Genomic DNA, 17,017 nt, shown 5'->3' with positions numbered 1-17,017 from the left:
TTACCTCACAATAAAAGAAGCCGTCTGAAAAACGTTTTTCAGACGGCTTCTCTGTATTTCGGGCGCGGGAATCAGACGATTTCAGCTTTTTCGATGATGACGGGTTCTACGGGCACGTCGTCGTGGTAGCCGTGGGTTTTGGTGGCGACGCGTTCGATGGCGTCCACGACGTCTTTGCCGTCAACCACTTTGCCGAACACGGCATAGCCCCAGTCCTGCACGACGGTGCGGCCGTGCATTTCTTTGGCGCGGCGGTTGAGGAAGGCGTTGTCGGCGGTGTTGATGAAGAATTGGGCGGAGGCGGAGTGGGGGTCGGAGGTGCGCGCCATGGCGATGGTGTATTTGTCGTTGGCGAGGCCGTTGTGTGCTTCGTTTTCGATGGGGGCGCGGGTGGCTTTTTCGCCCATGTCGGGGGTCATGCCGCCGCCTTGGATCATGAAGCCGGGGATGACGCGGTGGAAAATCACGCCGTTGTAGAAGCCGTCTTTGACGTATTGCTCGAAGTTGGCGGCGGTTACGGGGGCGTTTTGGTGGTCGAGTTCGAGGGTGATGACGCCTTTGTTGGTGGTGAGTTTGATCATGGGGGTTTCCTTCTTTGATACAGGTGGATAGGAGACCGTCTGAAAAAAGGCTTTTGCGCTTTCAGACGGCCTGTACGGATTGGATTAGCTTTGGCTGTCGAGCCAGCGTTCGGCATCGAGTGCGGCCTGGCAGCCGGAGGCCGCGCTGGTGATGGCCTGGCGGTAGGTGTGGTCTTTCACGTCACCGGCCGCCCACACGCCTTCGATGTTGGTTGCGCCGACGTTGCCGCCGCTGCCGCCTTGGGTTTTGAGGTAGCCGGCTTCGTCCATGTCGAGCTGGCCTTTGAAGATGTCGGTGTTGGGTTTGTGGCCGATGGCGATGAAGATGCCGCTGACGGCGATGTCTTGGCTTGTGCCGTCGTTGAATTTGAGGCGCGCGCCGCTGACGCCGTTGTCGCCGCCGAGGATTTCTTCGAGTACGGCGTTGGTTTTGAGGATGATTTTGCCCTCGGCGACGCGGCGCATGAGTTTGTCGACCATGATTTTTTCGGCGCGGAAGCTGTCGCGGCGGTGGATGAGGGTTACGGTGTCGGCGATGTTGGCCAGATACAGGACTTCTTCAACCGCCGTGTTACCGCCGCCGACCACGGCGACGTGTTGTTTTTTATAGAAAAAGCCGTCGCAGGTGGCACAGGCGGACACGCCGCGTCCGGCATAGGTTTCTTCGCCGGGCAGGCCGAGGTATTTGGCGGACGCGCCGGTGGCGACGATGAGGGCGTCGCAGGTGTATTCGCCGGCGTCGCCGCTGAGTTTGAACGGGCGGGCGTGCAGATCGGCGGTATGGATGTGGTCGAAGACGATTTGTGTGCCGAAGCGTTCGGCGTGGGCGAGGAAGCGCGCCATCAGCTCGGGGCCCTGCACGCCTTGGGCGTCGGCCGGCCAGTTGTCCACTTCGGTGGTGGTCATGAGCTGGCCGCCCTGTTCGACGCCGGTGATGATGACGGGGTGGAGGTTGGCGCGGGCGGCGTAAACGGCGGCGGTGTAGCCGGCGGGGCCGGAGCCGAGGATGATGAGTTTGTGGTGTTGTTTGCTCACGGGCTGTCCTTTCGGGGGTTTGAGGCCGTCTGAAAATGTTTTCAGACGGCCTCATGATGAATCAGGAGGAGAAGACGGTGTGGGTAACGATGACTTTACCGCCGCGTTTTTCGTAGCGGGTTTGGAAGCCGTCGCCGGCGATGCAGTCGTCCATGCCGCCGCTTTTGACGCTGACGGTGTTGCCGCCCTTGTATGCGAAGCGGTATTCGTGGCGGTAGCTGCCGCAATCGCCCGGGCTGCTGTCGGAGGCTTTGCGGTTTGTTTTCGGCAGGGTGCGCGGCAGGCCGGTATCGCGCGGGATTTCGTCGGAGATGAAGGTTTCGGTTTCGACGGGGGTGTAGCGGTAGCGGCCGCCTTGGAAGTGGGCGTAGGCTTGGGCGAGCGTGCCGGAAAATTCGCAGCGGTAGGTGGTTTCGACGCCTTTGTTTTCGACGAAGGCGCAGCTGTCGGCGGTTTCGACTGCGGCGGTAGCAGAGAGGGAGACGGCGGCGGCGAGAACGGCGGCGGCGTGGCGCGGATTCATGAGATGCTCCTTAATGGTTAATGGATGAAAAAACGGAAACGGATGTTTTCAGACGGCCTCAAAGCGTTTGCCGCAGCTTTGAGGCCGTCTGAAAAGTTTATCTGCGCTTGCGGCCGAAGCCGCCGAAGCCGCTGCGGCGGGGCTGGCGGTAGTTGGGCTGGGCGCGGTCGGTGGGGCGGTAGGTGTTGGCCTGCTGGGCAGGGGCGGGGTTGCGCGGGCGCAGGGTGGTGGGGGCGGCGGCGCGTTTGCCTTTATATTCCTGCTCGTAGCGGCTCTGCACCTGTTGGGTGGCGGGGGAGACGGCGGCGCGGCTGAACCGGTTGGCCAGGGCGTTGCCGATGAACGCGCCGGCCGCCGAGCCGATCAGGCTTTGCAGCAGCCAGCTTCCTGTGGAGCGGTCGTAAACGTATTGCTGGCCGTCGCTGCCGGTTACGGTTTCGCCGTTTTTGCCTTTTTCCTGCGCTTCGGGCGAGAGGGTTTCGTTGACGGCTTCGGGGTTGAGCTGGTAGACGGTTTGGTCGGCGGCGGCGGATGCCTGCGCCTGCAACTGGTTGATTTGCTGTTGCTGCTGTTGGATTTGTTTTTCCAACTCGGCCTGTCTGCCGTTGTCGCAGGCGGCCAGCGCGAGGGTGCAGAGGATGAGGGCGGCGGTGCGTTTCATGGGTTTCCTTATGCTGTTGTTGCGGAACGCGGCGGCATATCGGGCGCGGCGGCGGAAAATCAAGGCCGTCTGAAAACGCTGCGGGTGGGCGAAACCGATTTTTTATAGTGGATACAGATTAAAAGTATCCGATGCAGGCCGGGCTTCGCTCGGCAAAATATCCGATAAATTAAACAGCGAATCAGCTGGGCTGAAGCCCAGCCTACGACGGACATTTTTTATTTTGTTCAACTATAACTTCGTTGAAGTCCCGTTTTCAGACGGCCTAGGGTCTGCCGTTTAATGTCCCGCGCCGTCGAGTTTCTGTTTGCCCTGTTCGGCGGGGATTTTGCCTTTGAGGTAGGCGGTGAGGCCATTGTACATGCCGATGGCGGTGTGTTCGGCCAGGCGGGTGCGGATGAGTTTGCCGTCTTCGGCGGAGGTTTGCGGCACTTTGATCGAGCGCACTTCGACCAGCACGGGCGCGGGCAGCCCTTCGAGCAACACGTAGGCGGGTTTGCCCTGCGCGGGGCGGGCTTTGGCCAGTGCGGAGAGTGCCTGCGGCGGCAGGCGCAGGCGGGCGTCGGCGGCGGTGAGGGTTTCCACGCTCGACCATTCGAGCTGCGGCGTGCCGCCTTTTTGCAGCTCGGCGAGGAGTTTTTTGCCCTGCGCTTCGGCGGCTTTGGCCGCTTCGCTGTTGAGGTAGGCGGCGCGCACCTGTTCTTTGGCCTTCTCGAAGGCGGGCACGCTTTCGGCGCGGGTATCGGTGGCGCGCAGCACCCAGCTGGTGTCGCCGGCGGTGATCAGGTCGGAATTGTGTTTTTTCTTGAACACGTCGTCGCCGAACAGGGCTTCCACGGCTTCGGCGGGCAGACCGGACTGCTGCGCGTTTTCGCGGGAGAGCCAGTCTGCGCTGTCGCGCACCGTCAGTCCGGTGGCTTCGGCGGCCGGTTGCAGGCTTTCGGGTTTTTCAAACGCAATCTGGCGCAGGGTGTCGCGGGTTTTGGCCACGGCTTCGCGGGCTTTTTTCTCTTTCAGCGCGGCTTCGAGCGCGGGTTTGGCTTCCTCGAAACTCAGGCCGCTGCGCACGTTGCCGACGCGCACGATGTGGAACGCGCCCTCGCCTTCCACCAGCGCGATGTCGCCCTGACCCAGCGCGGACACGGCGGTTTTGAAGGCTTCGGGCAGCGGGCTGTCTTTGCCCACCGCGCCGAGGCTGCCGCCGGTTTGCGCCGTGCCCGCGTCCTGCGAGTATTTCGCCGCCAGCTCGGCGAATTTTTCGGGTGCGGCTTTGGCTTCGGCGAGGATTTTTTCGGCTTCTGCCTTGGTTTTGGCCGCGTCGCCTTCGGTTTTCAGCATGATGTGCGCCACTTCGCGGGTGGGCGCGGCGTTTTTCTGTTGTTCTTCAAACGCTTTTTTCAACTCGTCTTCGCCGACTTTCTGGCTTTCGGCCAGCGTGCGCGGCGAGAGTTCGATGTATTGGTATTTCACCGCCTGCGGCAGGCGGTATTTGCTTTTGTCTTTGTCGTAATACGCTTTGAGCGCGGCATCGTCGGCTTTGATCTGCGCGGCGAAGGTTTTCGGGTCCAGGGCGATGCTGCGGATTTCGCGGTCGGCCAGCATCAGGGCGGCATACTGCTCTGCCTGCGCGCTGCTGACGATGTTGCCGCCGCCGGCGAGGTTGACGAGGTTTTGCAGGGCGAAGCTGTTGCGCAGGTTTTCCAGGAAACGCTCTTCGGTGAGGCCGCCCTGCTGCAAAAAGAGGCGGAATTTGGCTTCGCTGAACCGGCCGTTTTCGTCGTGGAAGCCCGGGTCGTCCACAATCACCTGTTTCAACTGCGCTTCGGACACGCCGATGCCCATCATTTTCGCGCCTTCGGCCAGGTAGGCGCGTTCGGTGAGGTAGGCGAGCGCGTCCTGCCCGCTGCCCAGATTCTGCTCGCGCTGGGCTTCCTGCACGTTTTGGGTGGAGATTTTTTCGCCGCCGACTTTGACGATGTAGTCGGAGCCGGTGGCGATGATGCCGCCCGCGCCGAAGCCGACGAAGGTGAGCGCGATCAGGCCGAGCATAATTTTCGCCGGGCCGCTGTATTTTTCTACGGTTGCAAACATGGTGTGTACGGGTTGGAACGTGTGGATAAAAGGCCGCCATTGTAACCGATTTTGCCCGCAGAGGCCGTCCCCGCCTACGCAGGGATGACGTTTCTGAAAACGGGGCGGCGCGGTTTTTCAGACGGCCTCAAAAGCAGGCGCAGAAGCCGTCTGAAAAAGGGGCGGCAGAACCGCAAACGGCAGGCGGCGGGCAAACAAAAACCGCCGCTTGCGGCGGCGGGCGGGAGCGGGATTATTTGATCAGCTCGTCGATTTTCGGGTAAACGGCCTTCCAGTCGAGCACGATGTCCAGCGCGTAGAGCAAACCGGGAACGAAAAACACGCAGCTGCCGACAAAGGCAATCAGGGTGCGCACCATCTGCTTGGGATTGCCTTCGCTGGCGAAATACACGGCAAGGAAAGGCAGGAAAATGGCGAGGATGACCAATACGGGCTTGTTGTCTTTCATACAAATGACCTTTCGGTTGTCAGAACGGTAAAGAAAATGCACGTCAGTGCGGCTTGCGCAATTATGTTATGAACCGTTCATATCTGTCAAGAAACGATAATCACAATTTGCGTTTGTGCCGGTGCGGGCGCGTTTTCATTTTGTTGAAACGCCGTTTTCAGACAGCCTGAATGCGATTGCGCCGCTTTTGATAGCAGGAATCAGGCGTGGTAATATCCGTTTTCCTTTAAATGCCTTAACCGAAAGGAAAACCAATGAAACACATCAAAACGCTTGCAGCCCTTCTGCCGCTTGCCTTTGCCGCCGCCCTCCACGCCGCGCCCGCCGCCGAAACCGCCTCGGGCGAGGGCAAGATTTTCGACGCGCCCAACTATGTCGTCGTGCGCAAAAACCTGAACGCGGGCGGCGAAATGAAGCGGCACAACCACCCCGGCCACAGCGTGCTGCTGACCATGACCAAAGGCCGCGCGGACTTTGTGCTGAACGACGGCGAGAAACACGAGTTGAAACAGGGCGATGTGATGCGCTTCTCCGGCAGCGACTTCATCTCCGGCAAGGCGCGGGAAGACAGCGGCTTTGTCGTTACGCTGGTGCGCGAAGACGACGCACCCAACGGGCATGACCACGGCCATGAACACGAACACGCGCACAGCCATTGAATGCGGCGCAGATGAAAAGCGCGGATGGGTAGTCATCCGCGCTTTTTGTTTCTCATCGGGTTTCGCGCATCCGCAACGGTGTTTTAAGGCCGTCTGAAAACGTAGTTTCGGCGCAGCCAAAAACCGTGTTGCAGGGTTTTAACTTCGTTGAAACTGCGTTTTCAGACGGCCTGATTGCCGACAGCCCCTAGAGTGTGTTGACAATCAGCTTGCGAGCGGTTTTTTGAGTAAAAAATGCCCGAATGCAAGGAAAAAAGCGCAGCAAGGTTGGACACCTTGCGCGCATTTTTGACGCGGCAGGCGGGTGTTTTTTACCAAAAACACCGCCGCAAGGCTGAATGTCAACACACCCTACACCCCGCCCAAAAGCTGTTCGCGCGTAAGCAGGAAAACAAAGCCGTCGCCGCCGCTGGTGTCGAGCCAGACAAAGGGCAGTTCGGGGAAGGTGGCTTCGAGTGCGTCGCGGTTGTGGCCGATTTCGGCCAGCAGCACGCCGTGCGGGTTGAGGAAGCGGGCGGCCTGCGGCAGGATGCGGCGCACGGCGTCGAGGCCGTCTTCGCCGCTGCCCAGCGCGGGTTCGGGCTCGTGCCGGTATTCGGGCGGCAGTGCGGCCACGGATTCGGCGTCCACATAGGGCGGGTTGGTGATGATGAGGTCGTAGCGGCCTTCCAAGCCTTCAAACAGGTCGGTGTAGATAAGGTTGACGCGCTCCTGCAAGCCGTAGTCTTCCACGTTGACGGCGGCCACTTCCAGCGCATCGAGGCTGATGTCCACCGCATCGACAACGGCGTCGGGGTAGTGGCAGGCGGCCTGAATGGCGAGGCAGCCGCTGCCGGTACACAAATCGAGCACGTTGTGGACGAGTTCGTCGTATTCGATCCACGGGCGCAGCGGTTCGCCCAGCAGCTCGGCGATGAAGGAGCGCGGCACGATGACGCGTTCGTCCACATAAAAGTCGAAATCGCCCTGCCGCGCGTGGCGGGTGAGGTAGGCCACGGGCACGCGTTCTTTGACGCGCCGCTCGATAAGTTCGAGCAGGCGGTGTTTTTCCGACGGCAGCAGGCGGGCATCGAGATAGGGTTCGAGGATGTCCAGCGGCAGGTTGAGCGTGTGCAGAATCAGGTAGGCGGCTTCGTCGTGGGCGTTGTCGCTGCCGTGGCCGAAAAACAGCCCGGCTTCGTTGAAACGGCTGACGGCAAAGCGCAGAAAGTCGCGCACGGTATCGAGGCAGGCGGAGGCTTCTTTAAACATCGTTGCATTCCTTAACAAAACGCGCGGATTATACCGCAGCTTGCGCCGACGCTTGGAGGCCGTCTGAAAACGCGGTTGCAACGGAGTGGAAACGGGTTTTCACGTTTTTCAGACAGCCTCCAACGGCAAAACCGCGTGCGTCGCCTCGGGACAACACACCCTACCTGTGGTTCGGCACGGGTGGAATAGGAAACAGGCCGTCTGAAAAACCGGTTTTCAGACGGCCTCTGCGCGTCGGCAGCTTGTCAGGCCAACCCCTGCCACAGGGCGGCGGGGATTTTGTCCAGGGACGCGTAGGCAATTGCTTCCGCGATGCTTTCGTCGCCGCGCAGTTCGGCGGTTTGCCCGGGCGATTCGACGAAGCCGCCGCTGCGGGCTTTTTCTTCGATGGCAACGATCAGTTGCGCAATATCGTAACCGATGCTGCCGGCGGGGGTGTTTTGCGGCGCGCCGTAGTCTTGGTAAAAGGCGGCGGGGTAGCACAGCCAGTACACCTGCTGCGCGGTGGCCAGCGTGCAGGCGGGATGGGCGACGACCCATGCGGGCAGACCCGCGCCGTCGTCGTAGTTATGTTGTAGTGCGCCATCAGCTCGTGCAGCTCTTCGCCCGTGGGCGCGGCGTTGTCGAATGCCTGTCTGACCTCGGCGGCGAAAGCGTCGAAGCCGATTTCGCGCTGGCGCAGGATGGCCCGATACCATGCGGTGTAGACTTCGTCTTCGCCGTCGTCGTCTGCAAACTCTGCAAACTCGTCGGCAAAATCGGCCTCGTCCATTTCGCAATAGTAGCGGTCGTGCGCGGCATTGACGGCGGCGGCGAGTTTTTCCAACTCCAATCGGCGTTGTTCGCTGATCATTTGCAATTCCTTGCCGCGCCGCCGCAGTTATGCACCCAAATACCGGCCGCACCAACAAAATAAGTATGCGTATCTTCCACTTCGATGTTGTAAACATAGGCGTAGTAGTCGTCACCGAAACCTTCAATAGTGTCATCATAACCATCAGGTCCTTCGCCTGGCATATAGCGGCAGACTTTTTCGTTGGGCAATAACATACTTGGTTCCGGTACAACCTGCCTCACTCCATCAATAATATCTATCCCATAACCCTGCTCCCAAATGGTGTAATCGTCTTCGGTTACGGTAATAAACCGATCCTCATACTCACCATACCTGTTATCCCATAAACAAATATAATTTTGACCAAAAACACGTGTCGCCTTTGAAACGGTTTCAAAACTCTCAACAGTGGCAAAGCCGTTATCAACCGTACGCAGCGCATGATCATCATACGAAGAAAGATAGAGTGCCGGTACCCACTCATTATAGGTACGTTCGGGAATCAGTTTGCCGTTTTCATCTTCAACAACATCCATGAAATAATCTACCCAAATCGGATGGTCTTCGGTACAGAACAAATAGCCATATCCTTCCTGCGTAAGATATTTCTGATGAATAATCCGTTTCTTCTCCGCCGATTTAAAAGTAGAAACCACGCGCTTGTACACATTTTCAGCATCGGGATTATTTTCATCTCGTGATAACACCCTATCGCCAACCTTAATTTTATTGATGGGAACCAGACCTTTGTCGGTATGCACCAATGTTCCGGCGATAAAGCAGGCATGTTGCGCCATCTCTTTTTCAGACGGCCTGGTATCGGATATTTTTTGATGCAGGTCATAGAGCAATTTGTCTTTTGGGGAAAGTATTAGATAACGTTCACTTTCAAACATTTCCTTAATTGCCTGTAATTGTTCATCTTTACTGACTATTCTTCCGGTATAGGTTTCTATTGTGTCCATTACATGACGGATTTCATCCCATTCCCCTTTAACAATCGGTTTAACAAAAATCTCTTCAAATGCTTCCCGATGTTTGTCATATTGAAACTTCCTGCCGATTTTCAGCAACATACCATCGGGCGAGGTTTTAAGGATGGAAGATTCTTTGTATAAATCGTTCAGCCATTGTTTAATAGTCTCGTGTTTATAACCTTTTGTCTTAAATCCAAACCCAAACACAATATTATAATTTCCTTTTGAATCCATCAGTTCCATTACGGTACGCCCCTGTTTATCGCGGTAGATATTGGCAGTATCGAAATATCGGATATAAAAACAGGCCGTCTGAAAACCGCTTTACGGCTTTTCAGACGGCCTCTGACTAGGGCGTAAAAACCGCCAAAATGCTGATTGTCAACACGCCCTAGCGTTACTCGGCAAACACTTCCACCCTGCGGGCTTCTTCGCCGCTGCCGGCTTCGGTGTTTTCCGGTTTGCGCAGCTCGATTTGCTTGTCCGGCACGCCGAAGCCCTGCAACACGGCGCGTACGGCCAGGGCGCGCTGTTTGGAGAGTTCTTCGTTGAAGGCGGCGTTGCCGGTGCTGTCGTGATAGCCGGAAACGACCACTTTTTTGCCGCCCAGCGCGGCCACCAGCACATCTTTCAGGGCTTCCTGCGCGCCGGAAGGCACGTCGGATTTGCCGGTGGCGAAATAGAATTTCACCACGCCGCCCTGCGCCACGATTTTGGCTTCGTCTTGCGCTGCGGCAGGCTGCTGCGGCGCGGGGGCGTTTTCCGGCGCGGCGGCGGGGGCGTCATCCGGCTCGGCCACGAATTCCACCTGCTCGGGGACTTGCGCCGGGGCTTCGCCTTTGTCCAACAGAATCACCACGCCGGTGTCTTCGCCGCCCTGCGGTGTCGGGGCAGGCTGCCCCGCTTCTTCCTGCGACGCCGCGCGGCCGTAGTCGGGCGAGCCTTCGATGCGGCCGGTTTCCCAGCCCCAAACCGACAAAAACAGGATCACCAGCACCGCCAGCCCGGCCGCGCTGCCGGCCACCCACAGGCCGATTTTCTGTTCTTTTTCTTTCTGATTGCTGCTCATAACGTTCCTTTAACAAAGACGGACAAAAATTTTCGGCATTATAAATGCATTGCGGGCGCGAAGCTATCCAACCCACGGCCAAAACAGTAAAATGCCCGCTTTTCAGCCAGCAACACATCTTTACCATGCTCACCTTCCAGCAAATCATCTTCAAACTGCAAACCTACTGGGCCGCCCAAGGCTGCGCCCTCCTGCAACCCTTCGACATGGAAGTCGGCGCGGGCACATCCCACCCCGCCACCTGCCTGCGCGCGCTCGGCCCCGAGCCGTGGTTTGCCGCCTATGTGCAGCCCAGCCGCCGCCCCAAAGACGGCCGCTACGGCGACAACCCCAACCGCCTGCAACACTATTACCAGTTCCAGGTAGCCCTCAAACCCGCGCCCGCCAATATTCAAGACCTCTATCTCGACTCCCTGCGCGAATTGGGCATCGACCCGAAAGTCCACGACATCCGCTTCGTCGAAGACGACTGGGAAAACCCCACGCTCGGCGCATGGGGCTTGGGCTGGGAAGTGTGGCTCAACGGCATGGAAGTTACCCAGTTTACCTATTTCCAGCAGGTCGGCGGCATCGACTGCGCCCCCGTACTCGGCGAAATCACCTACGGCATCGAACGCCTGGCCATGTATCTGCAAGGCGTGGAAAACGTGTACGACCTCGTGTGGACAAAAACCCTCGACGGCCAAGTGCTCACCTACGGCGACGTGTACCACCAAAACGAAGTCGAACAATCCACCTACAACTTTGAATACAGCGATGCCGACTGGCTGCTTGCCCAATTCAACGACTACGAAGCCCAAGCCAAACGCCTGCTCGCGCTCGAAGACGCCAACCTCGCCCTGCCCGCCTACGAGCTGGTGCTCAAAGCCGGCCACACCTTCAACCTGCTCGACGCACGCGGCGCGATTTCCGTTACCGAACGCGCCACCTACATCGGCCGCATCCGCGCCCTCAGCCGCAGCGTGGCGCAGAAATATGTGGAAGGGCGCGAAAAACTCGGCTTCCCGCTGCTGAAAAACCAGGCGCAGGCGGCGTAACCTATTTGTAACCTATTTTCAGACGGCCTCTGGTAAACAAAAGGCCGTCTGAAAAAAAGGCCGTCTGAAAAAGCGGCTTGGCAAAACACCCCACCGGAACACCGCCCCATGAGTGAAAAAGAAAAATCTTTCAGCATTTTCAACAAACAGGACACGCAGAATTTCAGGCGGCTGATGGGCTACATCCTGCCCTACAAGATGCGCATTTTCTGGGCGTTTCTCGCCATCGCCACCGTGGCGGCCACCGAAAGCTATCTGGCCGCCTTCATCGCCCCGCTGGTCAACCAGGGCTTCGCCGCGCCCGAAGCCGCGCCGCAGCTGGGCGAAGCGGGGCACTGGTATGCCAGCGTCGTCGCCCTGAAAGAAAAAATGAACCACCTCATCTGGGGCACGGAACACAAGCTGTGGGCGGTGCCGCTGTTTCTCGTCTTTTTGATGACCCTGCGCGGGCTGGGGCGGTTTGTCAGCGACTACCTGCTCTCGTGGGTGGGCGTGGAAGCGATGCGCGGGCTGCGCCGCGACATGTTCGCCAAAATGCTGCGCCTCTCCTCGCAGACGCAGCAGGACGAATCCTCCGGCAACCTCTCCGGCCGCTTCCTTGTGCAGGCCGGCATCGCCATCTCCAACGCATCAAGCGTGTTCATCACCGTCTGCCGCGACAGCCTGATCGTGGCCGGGCTGGTGGCCGTGCTGCTCTATCTCAACTGGCAGCTCAGCCTGGTGGTGGTGATGATGTTCCCGCCGCTGCTGTGGCTCTCGTCCTACTACCGCAAACGCCTCAAAGAGCCGCAAATCGGCGCGCAGACCACCTTATCGGAGCTCACCACCGTCATCAACGAGCTGCACCAGGGGCACCGCATCGTCAAAATGTTCGGCGGCTACCAAAACGCCCTCGACCGCTTCGCCGCCGTGAACGACAAAATCTCCCGCATCAACAAAAAAATCGCCCAGGCCTCCTCCGCCCGCTCGCCCGTGAGCGAGCTGATCGCCTCCGTCGCCCTGGCCGTCGTCATCTTCATCGCCCTGTGGCAGAGCCGCAGCGGCACCACCACCATCGGCGAATTCATGGCCTTCATCATCGCCATGCTGCAAATGGTCGCCCCCATCAAAAACCTCGCCAACGTCGGCATCCCCATGCAGGCCATGTTCATCGCTGCCGACAACGTCTGCGCCTTCCTCGACACCCCCGACGAAACCGACACCGGCTCGCAAACCATAGACCGCGCCCAAGGCCGTCTGAAATTCGACCGCGTCAGCGTGCGCTACGGCAGGCAGGAGCGCAAAGCCCTCGACGATTTCAGCCTCGAAATCGCCCCCGGCGAAAAAACCGCCCTCGTCGGCAGCTCCGGCAGCGGCAAAACCACCGCCGTCAACCTGCTTCCCCGCTTTGTCGAGCCCGAATCCGGCAGCATCTTTCTGGACGGCACCGATATTGAAAACCTCACCCTCGAAAGCCTGCGCCGCCAGTTTGCCCTCGTTTCGCAAGACGTCTTCCTGTTTGACGACACCCTGTATAATAACGTGCTCTACGGCCGCCCCGACGCTTCGGAAGCCGACGTGGAAGCCGCCCTCAAAGCCGCCAACCTGTGGGACTTCGTGCAGCAAAACCCGCAAGGCTGGCACATGCCCATCGGCGCGAACGGCAACCAGCTCTCCGGCGGCCAGCGGCAGCGTGTCTCCATCGCCCGCGCCATATTGAAAGACGCCCCCGTGCTGCTGCTGGACGAAGCTACCAGCGCGCTTGACAACGAATCCGAACGCCTCGTGCAGCAGGCACTCGAACGACTGATGAGCAACCGCACCAGCATCATCGTCGCCCACCGCCTCACCACCATCGAACAGGCCGACCGCATCATCGTCATGGACGCCGGCCGCATCATCGAACAGGGCAGCCACGCCGAACTGCTGGCCAAACAAGGCTACTACGCCGCACTAAGCCGCAAAATGCCCGTCGGCGGATAGGTTTTCAGACGGCCTGAATGTGGGGTGTGTCGCCACAGCCACGCACGCGTTCCCGCCTTTTTTCAGACGGCCTCAACATCAACACAGGCCGTCTGAAAAACAAAAAAGCAAAGCCCGAAACCCCGTTTTCAGACGGCCTGAACGCAGGGTGTGTGGCGCAGCCACGCACGCGGTTTCTGCCTTTTTTCAGACGGCCTCTACCGTTGAAGTAGGGTGTGTCGCCCAAGCGACGCACGCGTTCCCGCCTTTTCAGACGGCCTCAACATCAACAGAGGCCGTCTGAACCCCAAACCCCGCAAACAAACACGCCGCCCGCGCGGCCAAACCGAAAGCCCCCCCAAAATGACCCAACCCCTCCTCATCGAACTCCTCACCGAAGAACTCCCCCCCAAAGCCCTCAACAATCTGGGCAACGCTTTTGCCGCCGCTGTGGCCGAAGGCTTGGAAAAAGCGCAGCTGATTCAGGGTGATGCACAATACACCGCCTACGCTTCGCCGCGCCGTTTGGCCGTGCAGGTGCAAAACGTCAAAGCCGTGCAGGACGACCAGCACGTTGTCAAAAAAGGCCCGGCCGTCGCCAACGCGATGAAAGACGGTGCGCCCACCAAAGCGCTCGAAGGCTTCGCCCGCTCCTGCGGCGCCGACATCGGCAGCCTGAAAATCATCCACGACGGCAAGCAGGACGTATACGCCCACGAGTTCACCCAAGCAGGCAAGCCGCTGGCGGAACTTTTGGAAGATATCATCAATCAGGCGGTGAAAAAGCTGCCGATTCCCAAAGTGATGCGCTGGGGCAGCAGCACGCACACCTTCGTGCGCCCCGTTCACGGCCTGGTGATTTTGCACGGTGCAAACGTCGTGCCCGCCAATGTATTGGGTTTGCAAAGCGGCAATACCACTTTGGGACACCGCTTCCTTTCAGACGGCCTGATTACCATTGAAAACGCCGATTCCTACGCCGAACAAATGCGCGAGCAGGGCAAGGTCATCGCCTCATTCGCCACCCGCAAAGCCGCGATTCAGACGGCCTTAAACCAACACGCAGGCCGTCTAAATGCCACAGTGGCCGCCGACGAAGCCCTGCTCGACGAAGTAAGCGCGCTGGTGGAATGGCCGGTGGTGCTGGAAGCCGGTTTTGAAGCGCATTTTTTGGAAGTGCCGCAAGAATGCCTGATTCTCACCATGCAGCAAAACCAAAAATATTTCCCGCTTTTGGACGCAAACGGCCGCCTGATGAACCGCTTTTTGCTGGTATCCAACCTCGAAGCCGCCGACCCCTCGCACATCATCCACGGCAACGAGCGCGTTTTGCGCGCGCGCCTGTCTGACGCCGAATTTTTCTACAAACAAGACCAGAAAAACACGCTTGAAAGCCGTTTGCCCAAGCTGGCAAACGTGGTGTACCACAACAAAATCGGCTCGCAGGCCGAACGCATCGAGCGGCTGCAAAGCATCGCCGCCCACACCGCCGCCGCGCTGGGGGCAGACCGCGCCCAAGCCGAACGCGCCGCGCGGCTGGCCAAAGCCGACCTCGTTACCGAAATGGTGGGCGAGTTCCCCGAGCTGCAAGGCACCATGGGCAAATACTACGCCCGCCTCGACGGTGAAAACGCCGCCATCGCCGATGCTCTCGAGCAGCACTACCGCCCGCGTTTTGCCGGCGACGCGCTGCCCGAAAGCCCCGTCGCCACCGCCGTGGCGCTGGCCGACAAACTCGAAACCCTGGTCGGCATCTGGGGCATCGGCCTGGTTCCCACCGGCGACAAAGACCCCTACGCCCTGCGCCGCGCCGCGCTGGGCATTTTGCGGATGCTGATGCAGCACGGCTTGGACGTAAACGATCTGATTCAGACGGCCTTTGCCAGCTTCCCGCAAGGCTTGTTAAACGACAAAACCCCCGCCGAAGTGGCCGACTTTATGCAGGCGCGGCTGGCCGTATTGCTGCAAAACGATTATCCGCAGGATATTGTGGCCGCCGTACTCGCCAAACGCCTGGGCCGTCTGAACGATTTGGCCGCCAAACTCGACGCCGTCGCCTCCTTCAAAGCCCTGCCCGAAGCCGCCGCGCTGGCCGCCGCCAACAAACGCGTGCAAAACCTGCTCAAAAAAGCCGATGCCGAACTGGGCGCGGTAAACGAAGCCCTGTTGCAGCAAGACGAAGAGCACGCCCTTTACGCCGCCGCACAGGCCATGCAGCCCAAAATCGAAGCCGCGCTGGCGCGTCAGGACTTTCAGGCTGCCTTATCGGAACTGGCCGCCGTCAAACCGCAGGTCGATGCCTTCTTCGACGGCGTGATGGTGATGGCCGACGATACCGCCGTGAAGCAAAACCGCCTGAACCTGCTCAACCAGTTGTCGCAACAGATGAACGCCGTGGCGGATATCGCGCTGCTGGGGGAGTGAGTTGAGGCAGCCTGAAAACGGTTTTGCGGTTTTCAGGCTGCCTCGTAGGGTGTGTGGCTCCGCCACGCACGCGGTTTCCCAAATATAAAGGCAGCCTGAAACACAAAAGGCTACCTGAACAAGCAAAAGGCCGTCTGAAAAGCAAAAAACGCCGTCTGAAAACCCCAAAAAAGCAGCCTGAAAACCCTAAGCCCATGACCCCGAAAACCCTCTTCAAAGCCCTCAAAAAACCCCTGCAAAAGCTGCGCATCCGCATCGGCAAAGCCCTGTTCGACCGCCCTCCGAGGCCGTCTGAAACACCCCTTGCGCCCCAACATATCAAAGCCATCCTCTTCCTGCGCCAAGACGGCAAAATCGGCGACTACATCGTCAGCTCCTTCGTCTTCCGCGAAATCAAAAAAGCCACCCCCCACATCCGCATCGGCGTTATCTGCACCCAAGCCAACCGCAGCCTGTTCGACCAAAACCCCCACATCGACGCCGTCCACATCGTCAAAGCCAAAAGCACCCGCTCCTACTGCGCCGTCGGCCGCAGCATCGCCGGACAATACGACGTCCTCATCGACCCCACCGCCTTCATCCGCACCCGCGATTTGCGCCTTATCCGCAGCATCGCGGCCCCCTACAACATCGGCTTCGCCAAACAACACTACCGCATCTTCAACTGCAACATCCCCGACACCAACCAGCATTTCAGCGAAATCTACCGCCAAGCCCTGCAAATCTGCGGCTTTACCGACATCGACACCGCCTACGACCTCCCCGAACACCTCCCCACCGCCGCCGCCGTCGCCGCCTTTTTGCAGCAACACGGCATCGCAGACTACACCGCCGTCAACTTCTTCGGCGCCGCCAACGCCCGCCGCTTTACCCCTGAAAACATCGCCATCTGGCTGCAATACTTCGCCCAAAAACACCCCCAACGGCAGTTCGTCCTCCTCAGCCACCCCGACGTAACCCCCCTGCTGCAACAACTCGCCCAAACCGCCCCGAACTGCCACGTTTACCCAAAAACCCAAACCATACAAGACAATATCGAACTCATCCGCCAGGCCGGCCGCGTCATCTCCCCCGACACCGCCACCGTCCACATCGCCGCCGGCCTCGGCAAACCCCTCATCGGCCTCTACCGCAACGAAGGACTGAACTACTGGCTGCCCTACACCCAAACCCCCGCCACCATCCTTTATTACCGCGACAACATCAACGAACTCACCCCCGAAAACCTCCCGCCCGACTGGCCTGCCTAAGCCCGCCCAAGCCCCCGTCATATCGGGTATGATTACGCACGGCGGCACAGGCAGCCTGAAAACCAAAAGGCCGTCTGAAAAGCAGCCTGAAACCCGCAACACCCCACCGCCGTCATTCCCGCGCAGGCGGGAATCTTGGTTGCACCGCAGCCAAAGGTAGAAAAAACACCGCCGCCACAACCCCGACAAGATTCCCGCCTGCGCGGGAATGACGGCACACAGAGGCCGTCTGAAA

Annotated in this window: 16 protein-coding genes; 5 read left to right on the top strand and 11 right to left on the bottom strand. The window is 59.3% G+C overall.

Features of this window, described 5'->3' with window-relative positions; translation table 11 throughout:
* Positions 1-71: 71 nt before the first annotated feature.
* The 6 genes from H3L91_RS04785 to H3L91_RS04760 all read right to left on the bottom strand — a co-directional run bounded on the left by H3L91_RS04785 (position 72) and on the right by H3L91_RS04760 (position 5,339).
* A complete protein-coding gene (locus H3L91_RS04785; RefSeq protein WP_007342428.1) occupies positions 72-581 on the bottom strand; it encodes a peptidylprolyl isomerase in 510 nt (169 codons plus the stop codon).
* Between the two features lie 84 nt (positions 582-665).
* A complete protein-coding gene (gene trxB, locus H3L91_RS04780) occupies positions 666-1,616 on the bottom strand; it encodes a thioredoxin-disulfide reductase (RefSeq protein WP_007342427.1) in 951 nt (316 codons plus the stop codon).
* A 61-nt stretch (positions 1,617-1,677) separates the two neighbouring features.
* Positions 1,678-2,139 carry a hypothetical protein gene (locus H3L91_RS04775; protein ID WP_040658815.1) on the bottom strand — a complete coding sequence of 154 codons (462 nt, stop codon included), beginning with the start codon at positions 2,137-2,139 and terminating at the stop codon, positions 1,678-1,680.
* Positions 2,140-2,236: 97 nt separating this feature from the next.
* The gene (locus tag H3L91_RS04770) at positions 2,237-2,800 is read right to left on the bottom strand and encodes a hypothetical protein (RefSeq protein WP_007342426.1); all 564 of its coding nucleotides are present in this window, start codon (positions 2,798-2,800) and stop codon (positions 2,237-2,239) included.
* A gap of 279 nt (positions 2,801-3,079) precedes the next feature.
* A complete protein-coding gene (locus H3L91_RS04765) occupies positions 3,080-4,891 on the bottom strand; it encodes a SurA N-terminal domain-containing protein (RefSeq protein ID WP_007342425.1) in 1,812 nt (603 codons plus the stop codon).
* Between the two features lie 232 nt (positions 4,892-5,123).
* Positions 5,124-5,339 carry a YqaE/Pmp3 family membrane protein gene (locus tag H3L91_RS04760; protein WP_007342423.1) on the bottom strand — a complete coding sequence of 72 codons (216 nt, stop codon included), beginning with the start codon at positions 5,337-5,339 and terminating at the stop codon, positions 5,124-5,126.
* A gap of 254 nt (positions 5,340-5,593) precedes the next feature.
* Between H3L91_RS04760 and H3L91_RS04755 the strand changes: the two genes are divergently transcribed.
* Positions 5,594-5,998, top strand: a complete 405-nt coding sequence (locus H3L91_RS04755) for a cupin domain-containing protein (RefSeq protein ID WP_007342422.1) — start codon at positions 5,594-5,596, stop codon at positions 5,996-5,998.
* Positions 5,999-6,349: 351 nt separating this feature from the next.
* Here H3L91_RS04755 and prmB read toward each other — a convergent pair whose 3' ends face one another.
* The 5 genes from prmB to H3L91_RS04735 all read right to left on the bottom strand — a co-directional run bounded on the left by prmB (position 6,350) and on the right by H3L91_RS04735 (position 10,130).
* Positions 6,350-7,249, bottom strand: a complete 900-nt coding sequence (gene prmB, locus H3L91_RS04750; protein ID WP_007342420.1) for a 50S ribosomal protein L3 N(5)-glutamine methyltransferase — start codon at positions 7,247-7,249, stop codon at positions 6,350-6,352.
* A gap of 245 nt (positions 7,250-7,494) precedes the next feature.
* Complete coding sequence (locus H3L91_RS12615; protein WP_040658813.1) at positions 7,495-7,743, bottom strand: hypothetical protein; 249 nt, start codon at positions 7,741-7,743, stop codon at positions 7,495-7,497.
* A complete protein-coding gene (locus tag H3L91_RS12610; protein ID WP_007342418.1) occupies positions 7,647-8,102 on the bottom strand; it encodes a hypothetical protein in 456 nt (151 codons plus the stop codon). The genes H3L91_RS12615 and H3L91_RS12610 overlap by 97 nt, the downstream gene beginning before the upstream one ends.
* The gene (locus H3L91_RS12310) at positions 8,099-9,304 is read right to left on the bottom strand and encodes a Hint domain-containing protein (protein WP_007342417.1); all 1,206 of its coding nucleotides are present in this window, start codon (positions 9,302-9,304) and stop codon (positions 8,099-8,101) included. Before H3L91_RS12310 ends, H3L91_RS12610 begins: the two co-directional genes overlap by 4 nt.
* A 154-nt stretch (positions 9,305-9,458) precedes the next feature.
* Entirely contained in the window at positions 9,459-10,130 is a 672-nt protein-coding gene (locus H3L91_RS04735; protein WP_007342416.1) for an OmpA family protein, read from the bottom strand.
* Between the two features lie 125 nt (positions 10,131-10,255).
* On the opposite strand from H3L91_RS04735, the gene glyQ reads away from it, so the two are divergent.
* The 4 genes from glyQ to H3L91_RS04715 all read left to right on the top strand — a co-directional run bounded on the left by glyQ (position 10,256) and on the right by H3L91_RS04715 (position 16,782).
* Positions 10,256-11,167, top strand: coding sequence for a glycine--tRNA ligase subunit alpha (gene glyQ, locus H3L91_RS04730; RefSeq protein ID WP_040659439.1), 912 nt, complete (start codon positions 10,256-10,258; stop codon positions 11,165-11,167).
* A 108-nt stretch (positions 11,168-11,275) separates the two neighbouring features.
* Entirely contained in the window at positions 11,276-13,129 is a 1,854-nt protein-coding gene (gene msbA, locus H3L91_RS04725) for a lipid A export permease/ATP-binding protein MsbA (protein ID WP_007342414.1), read from the top strand.
* A gap of 342 nt (positions 13,130-13,471) precedes the next feature.
* Positions 13,472-15,532: a glycine--tRNA ligase subunit beta gene (gene glyS / locus H3L91_RS04720; RefSeq protein ID WP_007342412.1), complete on the top strand. Its 2,061-nt coding sequence runs from the start codon at positions 13,472-13,474 to the stop codon at positions 15,530-15,532.
* Positions 15,533-15,726: 194 nt separating this feature from the next.
* A complete protein-coding gene (locus H3L91_RS04715) occupies positions 15,727-16,782 on the top strand; it encodes a glycosyltransferase family 9 protein (RefSeq protein WP_040659437.1) in 1,056 nt (351 codons plus the stop codon).
* The last annotated feature ends 235 nt before the right edge of the window (positions 16,783-17,017 follow it).

The sequence above is a fragment of the Neisseria bacilliformis genome (genome assembly GCF_014055025.1).
GTDB classification, from domain to species: domain Bacteria; phylum Pseudomonadota; class Gammaproteobacteria; order Burkholderiales; family Neisseriaceae; genus Neisseria; species Neisseria bacilliformis.
This window is presented reverse-complemented; position numbering and strand designations above follow the sequence as displayed.